The organism is Methylococcus sp. S1M, assembly GCF_051295855.1.
Taxonomy (GTDB): domain Bacteria; phylum Pseudomonadota; class Gammaproteobacteria; order Methylococcales; family Methylococcaceae; genus Methylococcus; species Methylococcus capsulatus.
Map to the genome: position 1 here is coordinate 181944 of NZ_JBPDXO010000005.1, position 15066 is coordinate 197009.

General features: G+C 66.1%; 14 protein-coding genes. 12 read left to right on the forward strand and 2 right to left on the reverse strand.

All coding sequences use genetic code 11. The features are described 5' to 3' along the window. Positions 1–125 precede the first annotated feature (125 nt). The 8 genes from ACSHWJ_RS10820 to gluQRS all read left to right on the forward strand — a co-directional run bounded on the left by ACSHWJ_RS10820 (position 126) and on the right by gluQRS (position 11820). Complete coding sequence (locus ACSHWJ_RS10820; protein WP_432539782.1) at positions 126–1592, forward strand: complex I subunit 4 family protein; 1467 nt, start codon at positions 126–128, stop codon at positions 1590–1592. Between the two features lie 73 nt (positions 1593–1665). Continuing rightward, entirely contained in the window at positions 1666–4887 is a 3222-nt protein-coding gene (locus ACSHWJ_RS10825; RefSeq protein ID WP_432539812.1) for a DUF2309 domain-containing protein, read from the forward strand. Between the two features lie 45 nt (positions 4888–4932). Next, entirely contained in the window at positions 4933–6462 is a 1530-nt protein-coding gene (locus ACSHWJ_RS10830; RefSeq protein ID WP_432539783.1) for an NADH-quinone oxidoreductase subunit 5 family protein, read from the forward strand. A gap of 10 nt (positions 6463–6472) precedes the next feature. Further along, positions 6473–8023, forward strand: a complete 1551-nt coding sequence (locus tag ACSHWJ_RS10835; protein WP_432539784.1) for a complex I subunit 4 family protein — start codon at positions 6473–6475, stop codon at positions 8021–8023. A 19-nt stretch (positions 8024–8042) separates the two neighbouring features. After that, positions 8043–9578 (forward strand): complex I subunit 4 family protein, encoded by a 1536-nt coding sequence (locus ACSHWJ_RS10840; protein ID WP_432539785.1) that lies wholly within the window; start codon positions 8043–8045, stop codon positions 9576–9578. Between the two features lie 197 nt (positions 9579–9775). Then, entirely contained in the window at positions 9776–10306 is a 531-nt protein-coding gene (locus tag ACSHWJ_RS10845; protein WP_256996577.1) for a peptidylprolyl isomerase, read from the forward strand. A gap of 155 nt (positions 10307–10461) precedes the next feature. Next, complete coding sequence (gene dksA / locus ACSHWJ_RS10850) at positions 10462–10893, forward strand: RNA polymerase-binding protein DksA (protein WP_010959865.1); 432 nt, start codon at positions 10462–10464, stop codon at positions 10891–10893. Between the two features lie 18 nt (positions 10894–10911). Continuing rightward, positions 10912–11820 carry a tRNA glutamyl-Q(34) synthetase GluQRS gene (gluQRS, locus tag ACSHWJ_RS10855; RefSeq protein WP_218797277.1) on the forward strand — a complete coding sequence of 303 codons (909 nt, stop codon included), beginning with the start codon at positions 10912–10914 and terminating at the stop codon, positions 11818–11820. An 18-nt stretch (positions 11821–11838) separates the two neighbouring features. Here the strand turns inward: gluQRS and ACSHWJ_RS10860 are convergent, their stop codons facing one another. After that, positions 11839–12279 (reverse strand): NUDIX domain-containing protein, encoded by a 441-nt coding sequence (locus tag ACSHWJ_RS10860; protein WP_432539786.1) that lies wholly within the window; start codon positions 12277–12279, stop codon positions 11839–11841. Between the two features lie 88 nt (positions 12280–12367). Here ACSHWJ_RS10860 and ACSHWJ_RS10865 point away from each other — a divergent pair, with 88 nt between their 5' ends. The 4 genes from ACSHWJ_RS10865 to ACSHWJ_RS10880 all read left to right on the forward strand — a co-directional run bounded on the left by ACSHWJ_RS10865 (position 12368) and on the right by ACSHWJ_RS10880 (position 14494). After that, positions 12368–13066 carry a DUF2959 domain-containing protein gene (locus ACSHWJ_RS10865; RefSeq protein ID WP_026045886.1) on the forward strand — a complete coding sequence of 233 codons (699 nt, stop codon included), beginning with the start codon at positions 12368–12370 and terminating at the stop codon, positions 13064–13066. Beyond that, positions 13066–13509, forward strand: a complete 444-nt coding sequence (locus tag ACSHWJ_RS10870) for a YcgN family cysteine cluster protein (protein WP_010959869.1) — start codon at positions 13066–13068, stop codon at positions 13507–13509. The genes ACSHWJ_RS10865 and ACSHWJ_RS10870 overlap by 1 nt, the downstream gene beginning before the upstream one ends. Positions 13510–13535: 26 nt before the next feature. Beyond that, entirely contained in the window at positions 13536–13997 is a 462-nt protein-coding gene (locus ACSHWJ_RS10875; protein ID WP_218797278.1) for a hypothetical protein, read from the forward strand. A 62-nt stretch (positions 13998–14059) separates the two neighbouring features. Then, positions 14060–14494, forward strand: coding sequence for an FKBP-type peptidyl-prolyl cis-trans isomerase (locus ACSHWJ_RS10880; protein WP_371131247.1), 435 nt, complete (start codon positions 14060–14062; stop codon positions 14492–14494). Between the two features lie 61 nt (positions 14495–14555). Here ACSHWJ_RS10880 and ACSHWJ_RS10885 read toward each other — a convergent pair whose 3' ends face one another. Next, positions 14556–15041 (reverse strand): cytochrome P460 family protein, encoded by a 486-nt coding sequence (locus ACSHWJ_RS10885; protein ID WP_218797280.1) that lies wholly within the window; start codon positions 15039–15041, stop codon positions 14556–14558. Positions 15042–15066: the final 25 nt, after the last annotated feature.

Here is a 15066-nt window from a genome sequence, read left to right on the forward strand (position 1 = left end):
TTAGAGCATGTTAACCTTCTGCGCCGTGTGGCGGGCACCGTCCCTGGAAGCACGGGTGACCGTGGAACGGCCGGCAACCCCTTTCGAAACGATATCATCGACAAAACCGCGGGATACCGGTCGTCGTGAAAACATTGAGCTGCCTTCTCTGGACGCCCCTTGCGGGCGCTCTGGTACTGGCCTTCCTGCCACGCCATTGGCACCGGTACGCCTGCAGCATCGCCCTGGGGTTCAGCGGCCTGTGTCTGCTGTTGACCCTGTTCGTCACCATCCGTTTCGAGACGAACTCGCCGGACGTCCAGTTCAGCGAAATGCTGCCCTGGAATCCCGGCATGGGCAGTTTCTATGCCTTGGGAGTAGACGGTTTCTCGCTGCCGCTGGTGCTGCTCTCGGCCTTCCTCTGTCTCGTGGCCTTGCTGGCGGGCCTGGGTAGCCCCCGGCCGCGCGGCTACTACATTGCTTTCCTGAGTCTGGAATTCGGGATGCTGGGCGTGTTCCTCTCCCGTGACTGGGCGCTTTTCTACGTGTTCTGGGAGCTGACGCTGATCCCGCTGTTCTTCCTGATCGATCAGTGGGGCGGCAAGCGCCGGCACGGGGCCGCCCTGAATTTCGTGCTCTACACGATGGGCGGTTCGGTGTTCATGCTGATCGCCCTGCTCATGGTCTACGCTGCATCGGCCGAGCATTCGACCCTCATGGATTCGATGCAGGGGGTGGCGCGCGGCCTGCCGCGCGGCAGCCAGGTCTTGATCTTCCTCGGCCTCCTCACGGGCTTCGGGGTGAAGATGCCGGTATTTCCCCTGCATGGCTGGCTGCCGCTGGCGCATGTCGAGGCGCCCAGCCCCATCAGTATCCTGCTGTCCGGCGCCTTGCTGAAGATGGGTGCCTACGGCTTGATCCGCGCCTGCGCCATGTTGCCGGAGGCGGTGGTCGTCATGCAGCCATGGCTGGCGGCGATTGCTCTGGTCGGGATCGTGTACGGCGCGCTGCTGGCATGGCGTCAGAGCGACCTGAAAGCCATGATCGCGTATTCCTCGGTCAGCCACATGGGCTTCGTGCTGGTGGGCCTCGCCGCGATGAATCCGGTGGGTCTGACCGGCGCGGTGATGCAGATGACCGCCCATGGCCTGGTGGCGGGCGCGCTGTTTCTTTTGATCGGCCTCCTGTACGAACGCACCCATACCCGCGAACTCGCCGATTACGGCGCCTTGGGCCGGACCGCGCCCCGCCTCGCGGCGTTTACCGTGCTGGCTCTGCTGGCTTCCATGGGATTGCCGGGCTCGGTCGGCTTCGTCGCCGAATTGCATGCGATGCTCGGTGGCTTCCAGCATTTCGGTGCCTGGATGCTGGTCGCGAGCTTCGGGGTCCTGGTCGGCGGCGCCTATGCGCTGCGGTGTGTCGCCGCGCTGGTCGCCGGGCCGGCCAAGCCGGCGATGTCCGGCCTGGAAGACCTGCGTCCGGCGGAATTCGCCGGTGCGTCCTGCCTCGTGGCGGCCATCGTCTGGCTCGGCCTCGCGCCCGCCGCGCTGCTCGAGCTGAGCCGGGTGTCGATCGGACATTATCTGGCAGCGCTGCAGCCCGAATTCCTCTGAGTCGGACATGAGCCACCCGGGCGGCGCCTCCCTTACCGATCTCAAGATGCGCCTGGCGGAGGCCGTCCAACGTATGGAGCACGTGCTGCCGGGCCAGGCGCCGATCCGGGATTTCGTGCACCACAACACCTTGCACGGATTCCAGCACCTGCCGTTCGCAGCGGCGTTGGAGGAAGCCGAGCGTCTCACCGGCATCCGTGGCTATCTGCCGGAAAACGAATTTCGTGCGCTGCACCGGAAAGGCCGCATCGACGATGCCGACATCGACGCGGTACTCGACCGCCACCTCGGGGCGGCGGGGGAGGAAGTTCTCGCCGTCGCCGGCGGCGAGCCTGTGACCCGCCGCCAGATCCATCGCCTGCGGCTGACGGTGGACCTCGAACCCGTGGACCCTGCCCGTTTTACCTGGCTGGTCGACGAACTCGAGGCGCTCGACCGCTTTGATCCGGAGGTTTCGCCCGAAGCCCGGCGCCGGCTCATGGAGTCGGCCAAGCGCGGACCGGGAGAGGCCGTCGCCTCGCGTCGGCTGGTGCGGGATCTGTGGGACGCCTGTCTGGAACGGCTCGGGCTGGGCGACTACATCGCCTCGCATCCGGAGGATCTGTCGGGTCACGCCATCGCCCACGCCGAAGCGCTGTACGCTGATTTCAAGGCCGAATCCTCCGGCGGCGGGCTTTCGGTGTCGCATCGAGCCATGCGTGAGGAGGCGCGTGCCTTGCTTGCCGAAGAGATCGATGCCGTGGGCCGGGAGCAAACCCTTCGCGGCTTCATACTGAAGCTGACCGGGCAGGACGTGCTCGACCGCGTCCGGCCCCAGCTCATTCGCCATTGCGCTTCGCACCTCGACGAAGGGCTGGCCGCCTGGCATTCTCCGGACCGTGGCTTGGGATTCTATGCGGCCTGGAAGCGTTCCATGCGGCATGGCGCCGAAGGGGGGCTTGGCGAGGTTCCGTTGGGCCACGCCGAGCTGGACGCTCTGCCCGACGATCCGGCCGAGGTGGTCGTCTTCGAGCTCGAGCAGCGAGGCATCCCCTTGCCGTACTGGGAGGGTTATTTGGAGCGCCTGGCGCTGGAACTGCCCGGCTGGTCCGGGATGATGAACTGGCGGGCCCACCGCCCGCTCTACCGGGCCAACCGGACGGCGCCCGTGAGCCTGATGGACTATCTGGCGGTTCGCCTCATCCTGGACCGCCGCTACCTGGGGCGGATCTGTTCGGAAACCTGGGGCATCGGCGGCCACATCGGCGAACTGGCACGCTATTTCGAGGCTCATCTTTCCGAGTTCGTGGTTCGTCACGCCTTGTACTGCGGTGACCTGCCGGAGTTCCTGGCCGCGACGTGTGCCGATCTGGTACGGCGGGCCGGCTGTGAGCGCGTCGACAGGAAGCCGTGGCGTGTCGCTGCCGACATGATCTTTTCCTGGCGCCACGCGCCCGGGGCAGGGCGGGACCTACGCATTCGCCTCCACGGCAGCGGCTGGCGGCTGTTCAAGCTGGCTCAGCATCTGGGGCTTTCGGCGCACGATGTCCAGGCATTGTCGGCCAGCGAGATCGAACGGCTGCTCTGCGCGCTGGACGAGCTGACGCCCGCGCAGCGCGGCTACCTGTGGCTGTGCGCCTACGAACGCCACTACCGCGAGCCTCTGTTCAACGCACTGGCCAGCAACCATGGGCGCGGGCGCTGGGCCACCCGCGACGAGCGCCCTCAGGCGCAGATCGTGTTCTGCATGGATGACCGGGAGGAGGGCGTCCGTCGCCATCTGGAAGAACTGAACCCCGCCGTCGAGACCCTGGGGGCCGCGGGATTTTTCGGAATTCCCATGTACTGGCAGGGGCTGGACGATGCCGAACCTTCGGCCCTGTGCCCGATCGTCGTCACACCCTCCCACGAGGTGCGCGAGGTTCCCCGCCCCGGCGAGGAAGCGGCTCGGCGATTGCACGACCATAGGCGGGGAGTCGTCCGGCTGCTCGGCCGGGTCTTCAATCAGGAAATCCGGCGCAACTTGCTCAGCTCCCACCTGCTGATCGATCTGGTGGCTCCTGGCGTCGCGGTTGGCCTGATCGCGAAGGTCCTGCTGCCGCGCTGGGCGGCGACGTTGTCCCGGTGGCTGGCGGACCTCTGGATGCCCGAGGTGCCGACCACGCTGGCGCTGCATGCGGCGGATGATGCGGCGCCGGCCGGTCCGGAGCAGCCCCGCCCGGGCCTGACCGACGCGGAACAGGCGGACCGGGTGGCGGCATTCCTGCTGAACATCGGCCTGACTCAGGGCTTCGCGCCCATCGTGGTGCTGATGGGGCACGGTTCCGCCAGCCGGAACAACCCGCACCTCGCGGCCTACGACTGCGGGGCCTGCAGCGGGCGCCACGGCGGTCCCAATGCGCGGGTGTTCGCAGCCATGGCCAACCGGCCCCAGGTCCGGGAGCAACTGGCGCAGCGGGGCTTGGTAGTACCGGCGGACACTTGGTTCGTCGGCGCCGAGCACAACACCTGCAGCGAGGAAATCACCTGGTTCGACGTGCAGGACATCCCGCCTTTGAGCCGCATCGGCTGGCATGCCTTCGCAGCGCAGTTGGACGAGGCCTGCCGGCTTTCGGCCCAGGAGCGCTGCCGCCGTTTCGCCTCGGCGCCCCAGCGGCCCTCGCCGGCCCGTGCGCTGCGCCATGTCAGCGCGCGCTCGGTGGATTTCAGTCAGGCACGGCCGGAATTGGGTCATGCGACCAATGCCGCCGCCCTGATCGGCCGGCGTTCGGTCAGCCGGGGTCTGTTCCTCGACCGCCGGGTGTTCCTGATTTCCTACGACCCGACCCGTGATCCGGAAGGGCGCATCCTGGAAGGGATCCTGCTGGCGGCGGGTCCCGTGGGGGCCGGTATCAACCTCGAATACTATTTTTCCACGGTGAACAACGAGCGCCATGGCTGCGGTTCCAAGGTCGCCCACAACGTGACCGGCCTGTTCGGGATCATGGAGGGCGCCGCCAGCGATCTGCGTACCGGTCTGCCGCGGCAGATGGCCGAAGTCCACGAAGCCATGCGGCTGCAGGTCGTGGTGGAGCAGACGCCGGAAATCCTGGCGGCGATCTACCGCCGCCAGCCGCCGATCCGGGAGCTGGTCGGCAACGGCTGGATCCTGCTGTCCGCGATCGATCCGGGCGACGGCACGATTTCGGTGTTCGATCCGGAACGGGGCTTTGTTCCCTGGGCCGGCGCGGCGACCGATATGGCCTTGTGCGGCCGTTCGACCGACTGGTTCGAGGGCCATGTCGAGCCGCTGGCTCCTGCCTTGATCGCCGTTTGACGCCCCGCGATGGCCTCTCTCGAAAAAGCCGCTGTTCTGATTCCAATGCTGCCCGCAGCAGCCGCGTTCTGCATCGCCACGGGCATCGCGCTCGGGCGTCTGGAGGGCGAATCCTGCGAACGCGTGAGCGCCCGGATCGCGCTGGCGGCGCTGGGGGCATCCGGACTGCTGGCTTTGCTGCTGCTGGTACTGGGATCCGCCGGCATTCTCGATGCCCGAACGGTGCTGGGCACCTGGCTGGCCAGTGCGGATTACCGCGTGCTACTCAGCCTCCAGCTCGACCGTCTGAGCTCGGGTTTGTCCGTGCTGATCGCCCTCTTGGCCTACCTGGTCGCGCACTTTTCCATTGACTACATGCACCGCGAGCGGGGCTTCCACCGGTTCTTCCTGGTGCTCAGCCTGTTCACCGGGGCGATGCAGCTCCTGGTGCTGGCCGGGAATCCGGTGCTGACGTTTTTCGGCTGGGAGCTGGCCGGGGTCTGCTCCTACCTCCTGATTGCTTACGCCTACGATCGTCCGGTTGCGGCGGGCAACGCCACCCGAGCCTTCCTCACCAACCGTGTGGGGGACGCCGGCTTGGTTCTGGCGATCGCCCTGAGCTTCGCCTGGACCGGTCAGCTCGAGTGGTCGAGGTTGCTGGCCGGCCTGGCACGGCTCTCGCCGGAGAAGCAGAACCTCGTGGCTGCGTGCTTCCTGGTCGCGGCTTTTGCCAAGTCCGCCCAGGTGCCTTTCTCGCCGTGGCTGGCGCGCGCCATGGAGGGGCCGACGCCGTCGAGCACGCTTTTCTACGGGGCGCTGATGATCCATGCCGGGGTTTACCTGGTGCTGCGGCTCGAACCCCTGTTCGCCCAGGCCGAGGCGGTGTCGGCGCTGATGGCGGCGGCCGGTTTCGCGACCGCGCTCTACGGCTATTTCTGCGGGCTCAGCCAGACCGACGTCAAATCCGCTCTGGCGTTTTCGACTCTGGCCCAGGTCGGACTGATGTTCCTGGCCTGCGGCCTGGGGTTCTGGCAGCTCGCGTTCTGGCATCTGTTCGCCCATGCCGTCGTTCGTGGCTACCAGTTCCTCACCGCGCCCGGGCTGATGCATGCGCTTTCCGGACAGCCGCCCCGACCTTTGCCGGCCTGGCTGGCCGAAAGCCGCCGGGGCTACGCCGCCTCGCTGAACCGGTTTTGGCTGGAGCCCGCAGTGGACCGCGCCTGCGTCCTGCCGGTGCAGCGCCTGGCGGACGACTTCGATGCTTTCGACCGCCGGGTACTGGATCGTCTCCTCGATGTCCCAGTTCCCGCGGTCCAGGCGCTTGCGGCGCTCGCCAACTGGGAGGAGCGGCGTATCGGGGTGCCGCTGGGCGCAGAGGCGGAGCGGCGGATCGGGGGGCTGCCGGGCTGGATCGTCGCCCGCACTGCTGATGTCCTGCACTGGTTCGAGGACCGTCTGGTTCTGCGGGGCGTCGGCCTCGACCTGTGGCGGGCGGGACGGCGTCTCGGTCGTGCCCTGCAGCGGCTCGAGGCGCTGCTCGCCGAGCCACGCTACGTGTGCCTGGTGTTGCTGATTTCACTGTTCGCGGTCGGGTGAAAGGGATTCCATGACGGGCGAGATACCCTGGTCCGAAATCACCGGCTTCCCGGTGCTGAGCACCTTGATTGGATTGCCGTTGGTGTTCATGCTGGCTGCGCTACGGGCAGAACAGCGGGGTCTGGCCTGGATCATCGGCTTGGCCGGCAGCCTCGCCGAGCTGGGGGTGGCCTTGTTCCTGCTGGCCCGGTTCGATGCCGGGACCGCCGATTTCCAGTTCACTGAACACACGGTGTTCCTGTCCCTCTTGAATTACCACCTGGGCGTTGATGGCATCAGCCTGGGGTTCGTCCTGCTGACCGCGCTGCTGACGGTACTGGCCCTGCTGTGCCGGGAAGTCGGAAGGGACGGCCCCTCCGGCCTGTACGTGGCGACGGTGCTGGCCTGCGAGGCTACGGCGATGGGTATGTTTCTCGCCCTGGATCTGGTCCAATTTTGGATCGCAGCCTGCCTTGAGCTGTGGCCGGTCGCTTTGATCCTGGGGCGCTGGGAGGGTGGCGACGGCACCGAGGCCAGGCGGGTCTACCTGCGCTTCGCCGGTATGGGGCTGGCGCTGCTGGGTGTGGGTGTTTTCCTGTTGGGGTTGGGGCATGCGCGGGCCACGGGAATCTGGTCTTACGATCTGGCGGCGCTGCTGGAGACCCCGCTGTCGGGCACGTTCGAATCACTGGTTTTCGTGCTGCTGTTCTATGGATTCTCGGTGCGCCTGGCGCAGTTCCCGCTGCACGGCTGGCTGCCGATCGTCGCGGCGCAGGGCCCGCCGGTCACCGCCCTGGCGCTGCTGGTGGGTATGAAAGTAGGCATCTATGGCCTGCTGCGCTTCGTCTTGCCGCTGCTGCCCAACGCGGTCCACGAGTGGACCGCGTTGACACTGGGCCTGGCGCTGGCCGGCCTGTTCTACGGTGCGGTGCTCGCCCTGATGCAGCTCGATTTCCGTCGCCTGATGGCCTTCGCCACGGTCAGCCAGACCGGAATGCTGGTGGCCGGCGTCTTCGCCCTCGACCTCGAAGGCTTGAGCGGTACGCTGCTGCTGGCATTCGACTTCGGGGTGGCGGGGGCGGGGCTGTTCTTCCTGGCCGGCATGCTCCGGTGCCGCACCGGCACGCTGCTGCTGCCGCGCCTGGGCGGCCTGTTCGAATCCTTGCCGGGACCGGGACTGCTGTTCCTGGTCGCCGCCTCGAGCACCATCGCCATGCCGGGCACGCCCGGCTTCGACGCCGCACATCTGCTGCTGGAAGGGCTGATCGAGAACCGCGGTCCCGCCGCGGCGATCGCGGTCGCCGTCGGCAACGTGCTGGCCGCGGGCTTTTTGCTGTGGGCGTTCCAGCGCGTCTTCCTGGCGCATCGCCGCTCGCACCGGCCCTATCCCGAACGGCCGCGGCCGGGCTGGCGGGAGCACACGCTGATCGCCTTGCTGTGCCTGGTGTTGCTGGGGGTGGGGTTCTACACGGCTCCGTGGGTCCATCTCACCCGCCAGTCGCTGTTCCGGCTGGCGCAAGTGTACACTCCGCCCGCCGCGGTGCTTCCGGCCGCAGCGCGCCCGTCCACCCATCCCTCATGAGCGGAGCGTCGACGACACCATGATTCCCGAGACCTTACCGTTGCTCAGTCTGCTGATCGGCCTGCCATTCGCGGCGGCCCTTGCCATGGTCTTGGTGCCGAAACCGGAGACCGCCAGGAGCCTGGCGCTGGCCGCCGCCGTGTTGGAGCTGCTGCTGGCCACGGTGCTGCTGTGGGGGTTCGATCCGGTCGATCCCCGCCTGCAGTTCGTCGAGCGCCATGCCTGGATTCCTTCGCTCAACGCGTATTACCACCTCGGCGTGGACGGCGTCACGGTGCTGTTCCCGTTTCTCGGCGCCGTCCTGAACCTGGCGGTCATCGTGGCCTCCTGGACGGTGGTGCAGAGCCGGGTGCGACTGTACTACGGCATGATCCTGATGTTGGGAGGGGCGACCGTCGGCGTGTTTTGCGCCACCGACCTGATGTTGTTTTTCCTCTTCTGGGAGATGACGATCGCTCCGGTCTACCTCTTGGCCGGTTTTTCCGGTACCGGTCCGCAGCGGCGCTACGCCGCCGTCAAATACGCCCTGTTCATGCTGGCGGGCGGCATCCCCCTGCTGTTCGCCATTCTGCTGCTGGCCCTGAATCACGCCCGCTTCCTCGGTGTTCCGGCGCCCGCCGGCCTGAGTTTCGATTATCTGGCGCTGCTGGATACCCCGCTCGACGGACGGCTGGCGACGACGGTGTTCCTCCTGTTTATGCTGGGCTTCGCCATCAAGGCGCCGCTGTTTCCTTTTCACGGCTGGCTGCCGACCCTCGCCATGGAAGGCCCGGCGGGGCTCGCCGCCTGGCTGGCCGGGCTCAAGCTCGGCGCCTTCGGCATCGTGCGTTTCGCCGTGCCATTGAGCCCGCAAGCTGCGTTGGAACATCGCGGGCTGGTGGCAGGGGCCGGCATCGTCACCGCCGCCTATGGCGCCCTCGTGGCAATGCGGCAGACCAACCTGCGCCGGCTGCTGGCGTTTTCCAGCATCAGCCACGTCGGCCTGGTCGTCGCCGGCCTCGCGGCTTTGAACTTCCAGGCCGTGCAGGGTGCGCTGTTTCAGCTCGCCAATTTCGGCATCGTGGCGGGGGGGCTGTTCCTGGTCGCGGGGTTCATCCAGCACCGGATCGGCTCGACGGAAATAGACCGGTTGGGCGGCCTGGCGCGGCCGATGCCGCTGCTCGGCGCGCTGTTCTTCCTCCTGGGTCTGGCCAGCCTCGGCGTGCCCGGTACCAGTGGCTTTGCCGCCGAACACCTGATTCTCATCGGTCTGCTGCGACAACACATGGGACTCGGGCTCGCGGCTCTGTTTGCCGATGTCGTCGCCGCGGCCGGCATGCTCGGATATTTCCGGCGAGCCTTCCTCGGACCGGACAAGCTGGGCATGGCAGCCGGCGAATGGGACCTCAGGTCGCGCGAACGCCTGGTCGCCGCCGCGCTGGCGGCATGGGTCGTGATTCTGGGACTGTTTCCGCGGCTCGCGCTCGATCTCAGTGACGGCGCGGTGAGCACCCTCTTGGCTCGGGTCCACGAGTCCCCGCCGGAAGGGCCGACCTCGGTGGCTGCGGCGGAATGATTCCAAAACCCGCGCCGTGAGGTCGAGCCCGGACGCGTTTGCCGATACAATACCGCCCGCCATTCGATCGACCCTTTCGTGCAGGTATCCCGATGCTCAACAGACATCCCATGCGCTGCCTCGTTTTCGCAACCGCATTGTTCACCGCCTTCGTTCCCCTCACCTCCATCGCCAAAGAAACTGGAAAAGCCAAGAAGATGACCGCTCCGCCGACCCCGACCCCGACTCAAGTGCAGCTCCACACCAACCTGGGTGATATCGTGATTCGCCTCGATGCCGAAAAGGCGCCCGTCAGCACTGCGAACTTCCTGGCTTACGTCAAGGAAGGGTTTTACGACGGCACCATCTTCCACCGTGTGATTCCCGGCTTCATGGCCCAGGGTGGCGGTTTCACCCAGGATTACAAGCAGAAGAGCACCCATGCGCCGATCAAGAACGAGGCCGACAACGGGCTTCCCAACCGGCGTGGCACCGTCGCCATGGCCCGCACGCCGGATCCGAACTCGGCCACGGCCCAGTTCTTCATCAACTACACCGACAACGACTTCCTCAATTACAAGAGTCCCACCCCACAGGGTTGGGGTTATGCCGTATTTGGTGAGGTCGTGAAAGGAATGGAAGTGGTCGACGAAATGGCGAAGGTGCCGACCGGCGCCGGTGGGCCGTTTCCGACCGACGTCCCGCAGAAGGCCATCGTGATCGAGAAGGCGACCGTCGTTTCACCCTGACCCTCCCCGTTCCGGAGGGTCGTGGCGCGACCCTCCGATCCCCCGTTGTTCCCCGCGACCTGTGAGGTTTCCGCCCCTGCAAGGAATTCTTGCCTGACCAGGCGCATTCTGTTATCAATTACCGATTTAATCCGATACGGCCAAGGAGCTAGTGGATGTCGAACGTCAAAGCCCCAGAAACCCCGTTCAGTTTTACTCCTTACGAGCCCGCCGAGGGCGAGGAGTACATGAGCCCGGGGCAGGTCGCTCACTTTCGCCGGATCCTCCAGAACTGGAAGTCCGAGCTCATGGCAGAGGTTGACCGCACCGTCCACCACATGAAGGATGAAGCGGCCAACTTCCCCGATCCGAACGACCGCGCCACCCAGGAATCCGAATTCAGCCTCGAGTTGCGTACCCGCGATCGGGAACGGAAGCTGATCAAGAAGATCGAAGAGGCCCTGGAAAATCTCGAGCGCGGAGAATACGGCTATTGCGAGACCTGCGGCGTGGAAATCGGCCTGCGCCGGCTGGAAGCGCGACCGACGGCCACCCAGTGCATCGACTGCAAGACCCTGGATGAAATCCGCGAGCGCCAGCTCGGTTGACGGTCTCTCCGTGCCGGCTTGAATTCCCGCCATCCGTCAGCCCCCTACCGGGGGCGTTTCGCCCCCTCTCCCACCGGTCCTCTTCACCTCGGTTCGCTCTATACCGCACTGGTCGGTTTCTGCGAGGCCCGTCGGCGGGGCGGCGCCTGGCTGGTCCGCATCGACGACGCCGATCGGCAGCGCTGCCGGCAGACTCACGCCGACAGCATCCTCCGCACCCTGGAGACGCATGGGTTGTGGTGGGACGAGGCCGTCCTGTTCCAGAGTCGTCGGGACGGAATCTACCGCGTGGCGCTGGAGCGTCTCGCGGCCGGCAGCCGCCTGTTTCCGTGTACCTGTCCGCGCCGCGAACTCGCCGGTTCCGGCCCGATCTACTCCGGCCGCTGCCGGGCCCGTTATCCGCATCCGCCGGCCGGTGAACATGCGCTGCGGCTCCGGGTGGGCGACGCGGTCATCGGTTTCGATGACCGCCTCCAGGGCCGGATCGAGCAGGACCTGGGCAGCGCAGTGGGCGACTTCGTGGTCCGCCGCCGCGATGGTCTTCCTGCCTATCATCTCGCCACCGTCATCGACGACGCGGAGCAGAGAGTGACCGAGGTGCTGCGGGGTGTCGATCTGCTCGACTCCACTCCACGCCAGATCCTGCTGCAGGAATGCCTCGGTCTGCCACGGCCGGACTACTGCCACATCCCGGTGTTGACCGACCGCGGCGGCGTCAAATTGAGCAAGCAGGCGGGAGCCCGCCCGGTGGACGCGGATGCCCCGTCGGAAAACCTGTGGACTGTGCTGACCCTGCTGGGGTTCGTTCCAGAGCCGGCTCTCATCGGGGCCAAGCCGGCCGAGATTCTGGATTGGGCAGTGGCGCACTGGGACATCCGGCGCCTCCCTCCGGGGCGAAGGATAGACGTTGGCGGGCTGGCGGTTTGAAGTCCTCGGCGGTTTCCCTCAAACGATCCGCAACGGCGCAGGTCGTCCCCGTTCGCGGAACCGGCGGTAATCGGCGAGCACCTGGGCATGGTCGAACACCAGCGGCTCCGGCAGCGCGTCCAGACTGACGATCCGGCAAGTCTTGGCGTCGTCCGCAGCCAGCGGGTCGCCGGTGGCTTCTGCGACGTAGACGGCGGTGACGGTATGCCCGCGGGGATCGCGTGCCGGGTCGGAATAGAGCCCGAGCAGGGCAGTGAGGTGTACTGTTAGGCCCGTTTCTTCCAGCGCTTCGCGGATCGCGGCCCGCTCCACCGTTTCGCCGACGTCCACGAACCCGCCGGGGATGGCCCAACCCAGCGGCGGGAAGCCGCGCTCGATCAGGATGATGGGACGGCCGGGGCGGTCGGTCAGCTCGATGATGACGTCGGCGGCGAGGGCGGGTGTTTCGGGGCGGGGCATGGCCTTTTGTACCTGGTGAGTGTGTTGGGAGTAAAATCGCCAGTCACTGCGGGCATGTCCGCGGACTTTCTCGAAAGTGGTTGCGACGATGCGTAAATCGGGTTCCGGTAGCGGAAATTATCTCACCTTGACGGGGCTGCTGAGCCCGATCATTCGGCTGATCGGCGGCAAATTCCAGAAAATCTATTTCCAGATGGTCGAATCGGCCGGCCGGCACAAGCGCGACATTCTGGTGGCGCGGGTCGACAGCGCGCGCGGCAGTCTGGAGGAGGCCAAGGAGCAGTTCCAGACCGCCCTGGAAAGATTCAGCGCCTTGACCCGCTTCGATGGCGGCACCCTCGAGGACGTCTATCGGCAGCTCAAGATCGAATTCGACTATTCGGCTTCCAAGGCGCTGGCCGTGCGCGACCGGATCGACGCGGTCCAGGATGTGGCCGAAGCGCTGTTCCGGGAATGGGAGGACGAGCTCGACCAGTACACCAACCGCAGTCTGCGGGCGGCGAGCCGGCAAAAGCTGAAGCTGACACAGCAGCACTATGCCCAGCTGATGAGTGCCATGCGCCGCGCCGAAAGCAAGATCGACCCCGTCCTGCGGCTATTCCGGGACCAGGTGTTGTTCCTCAAGCACAACCTGAATGCCCAGGCCATCGCGTCTCTGGAAGGTGAGCTGGCCGACATGAGTCAAGGCGTGGCCGGACTGATCCAGGCAATGGAGCGCTCCATCGACCATGCCGAGGTGTTCATGCGTACGCTGAGTGGTCCCAAGGTGCTGCCGGCCGGTCTCTGATGGCAGACGCTCCTTTCTGGCACGCCAAGGCGTTGGCCGAGCTCAGCCTGGCCGAATGGGAGTCGCTCTGTGACGGCTGCGGCAAGTGCTGCCTGCACAAGCTGGAAGACGAGGATACCGGCGAGATTCTGTACACTCGGGTGGCCTGCCGCCTGCTGGACATCGCCGCCTGTCGCTGTACCGCCTACCAGGATCGTTTCCGTTTGGTGCCCGACTGCATGGATCTGCGGCAGGTGCCGGACCAGTTCCACTGGCTGCCCGCCAGTTGCGCGTACCGTCTCCTTTCGGAGGGGCGACCGCTGCCGGCGTGGCACCCGCTGGTCTCGGGCGCGGCCGATTCGGTGCATCGCGCCGGCAAGTCCGTGTGCCGGTTGGCGGTTTCGGAAACGGTCGTGGACTGCATCGAGGATCATGTCATCGAGGGATTGGGCGATGCAGTATGATGCTGCCTTTTGCGAATTGAGGATGTATGGATTCCAAGACTGTAGTCGATGCCGCCCTCACCAGGCTGGATACGTTGCTGGCCGAGGACTACGGCGCCAAGGGCGGTAGCCTTCCCGAGCGGATTCGTGGTCTGGCCGCAGTGCTGCCGGCGGACACCCGCAAACGCCTGCTCGATCTGACGGCACGGGGTGAGTCACTGGCGCGGACGGGCGCCGGAGAGCGGGCGCTGGCCGAATTCGTGTTCGACTGTGGCGTGGCTTACGAGCAGGTCGATTTCCTGCGCAAGGCGCAACTGGCGGAGGACCTGGGGCTGGTCGAGGTGGGCGGGCTGGCGCCGGCCGAGCTGGAGCGTGGCGATCTGGATGCGATGGCCCGGTTCATCGCCGCCCGCGACCGGCTAGTGGCCAAGGTCGCGGGCTTCACGCTCAAGGCGCTCGCGGTCATGGGGGCTTTGTTCATCATCGGATTGGTTTTCGGGGTCGTCTGACGGCTGCCGGTTTAGGGGGACATGGGATGTTTTCAGTGGCGAAATCGGGGAGGCGCGGGTTTTTGCCGGCGCTGTTTGCAATCGGCCTGGCTGCGTGCGGGCCTTCGTTCGACGGAGAGAAGAATCTCATGGAAGCCAGGCAGTTCATGGCAGCCAACGGGCAGAAAGCCGGGGTGGTCACCACGGCCAGCGGCTTGCAGTACGAAGTGATCCGCGAGGGCGCGGGCGAATCGCCCAAGGCGACGGATACCGTGACGGTCAACTACAAGGGCGGATTTCCCGACGGTTCGACTTTCGATGCGGGGGACGGCGTCAGCTTCCCGCTGAACGGCGTGATACCGGGCTGGACGGAAGGGCTCCAACTGATGAAGCCGGGGGCCAAGTACCGCTTTTTCATTCCGCCGGAGCTCGGTTACGGCGAATACGGCGTCGGGAGGCTCATTCCCCCGAACGCCGCGCTGATCTTCGAAGTGGAACTGCTGAAAGTGGGCGGCTGACCGCGCCGGTTGGAATCCGGTCCCTCACCCGCCGCTTTTTTCGCGATGGGGGGCCGTACGCTTACGGAAGCTTGGCCGGATGGGTGAAGACGTAGTCGGCGGCTTTGGCGCCGCTGTGGCAGCCCATGCATTCCTGGGCGAAATCGGCGTTCGCGCCGTAGGGTTTCTGTTCCATCCCCAGCCACCGGGCATAGCCCCAGCCGCCGGTCGAGGCGTACTTGGCGGCATCCTTGACCATGAAATCGGCCTGAGTGAAGTCACCGGGTACCTCGGCCGACGGGAACAGCTCATGGGTGCTCTTTTTCCACGACAGCTTGACCAGAATCGCGCCGTCCGGCCAGGGATGGGTCCTGCCTTCGCGCGCGGCCTTGACGGCGATGTCGTTGCCGAGGATCACGCGCAAATTGTTCTGCTCGATCCGTGAGGAAACGCCGATCATCTTCCAGTCCTTGTAGCCGGCAGGGAGCGAAATGCCGTTGGGCGCGGCGGCCGGTTCGGCAAGGACCGCGGCGGCGGGAAACAACAGGGCGATGGCCAGTTTACGCATGGGTGGTCTCCTTATGATGACGTTG

What these genes read in the sequence shown, in the direction of transcription:
- ACSHWJ_RS10825 (WP_432539812.1), top strand. Translation starts at nt 1,666, where the DNA reads ATGGAGCACGTGCTGCCGGGCCAGGCGCCGATCCGGGATTTCGTGCAC.
- ACSHWJ_RS10830 (WP_432539783.1), top strand. Translation starts at nt 4,933, where the DNA reads ATGCTGCCCGCAGCAGCCGCGTTCTGCATCGCCACGGGCATCGCGCTC.
- ACSHWJ_RS10835 (WP_432539784.1), top strand. Translation starts at nt 6,473, where the DNA reads ATGACGGGCGAGATACCCTGGTCCGAAATCACCGGCTTCCCGGTGCTG.
- ACSHWJ_RS10840 (WP_432539785.1), top strand. Translation starts at nt 8,043, where the DNA reads ATGATTCCCGAGACCTTACCGTTGCTCAGTCTGCTGATCGGCCTGCCA.
- ACSHWJ_RS10845 (WP_256996577.1), top strand. Translation starts at nt 9,776, where the DNA reads ATGACCGCTCCGCCGACCCCGACCCCGACTCAAGTGCAGCTCCACACC.
- dksA (WP_010959865.1), top strand. Translation starts at nt 10,462, where the DNA reads ATGTCGAACGTCAAAGCCCCAGAAACCCCGTTCAGTTTTACTCCTTAC.
- ACSHWJ_RS10860 (WP_432539786.1), bottom strand. Translation starts at nt 12,279, where the DNA reads ATGCCCCGCCCCGAAACACCCGCCCTCGCCGCCGACGTCATCATCGAG.
- ACSHWJ_RS10865 (WP_026045886.1), top strand. Translation starts at nt 12,368, where the DNA reads ATGCGTAAATCGGGTTCCGGTAGCGGAAATTATCTCACCTTGACGGGG.
- ACSHWJ_RS10870 (WP_010959869.1), top strand. Translation starts at nt 13,066, where the DNA reads ATGGCAGACGCTCCTTTCTGGCACGCCAAGGCGTTGGCCGAGCTCAGC.
- ACSHWJ_RS10875 (WP_218797278.1), top strand. Translation starts at nt 13,536, where the DNA reads ATGGATTCCAAGACTGTAGTCGATGCCGCCCTCACCAGGCTGGATACG.
- ACSHWJ_RS10885 (WP_218797280.1), bottom strand. Translation starts at nt 15,041, where the DNA reads ATGCGTAAACTGGCCATCGCCCTGTTGTTTCCCGCCGCCGCGGTCCTT.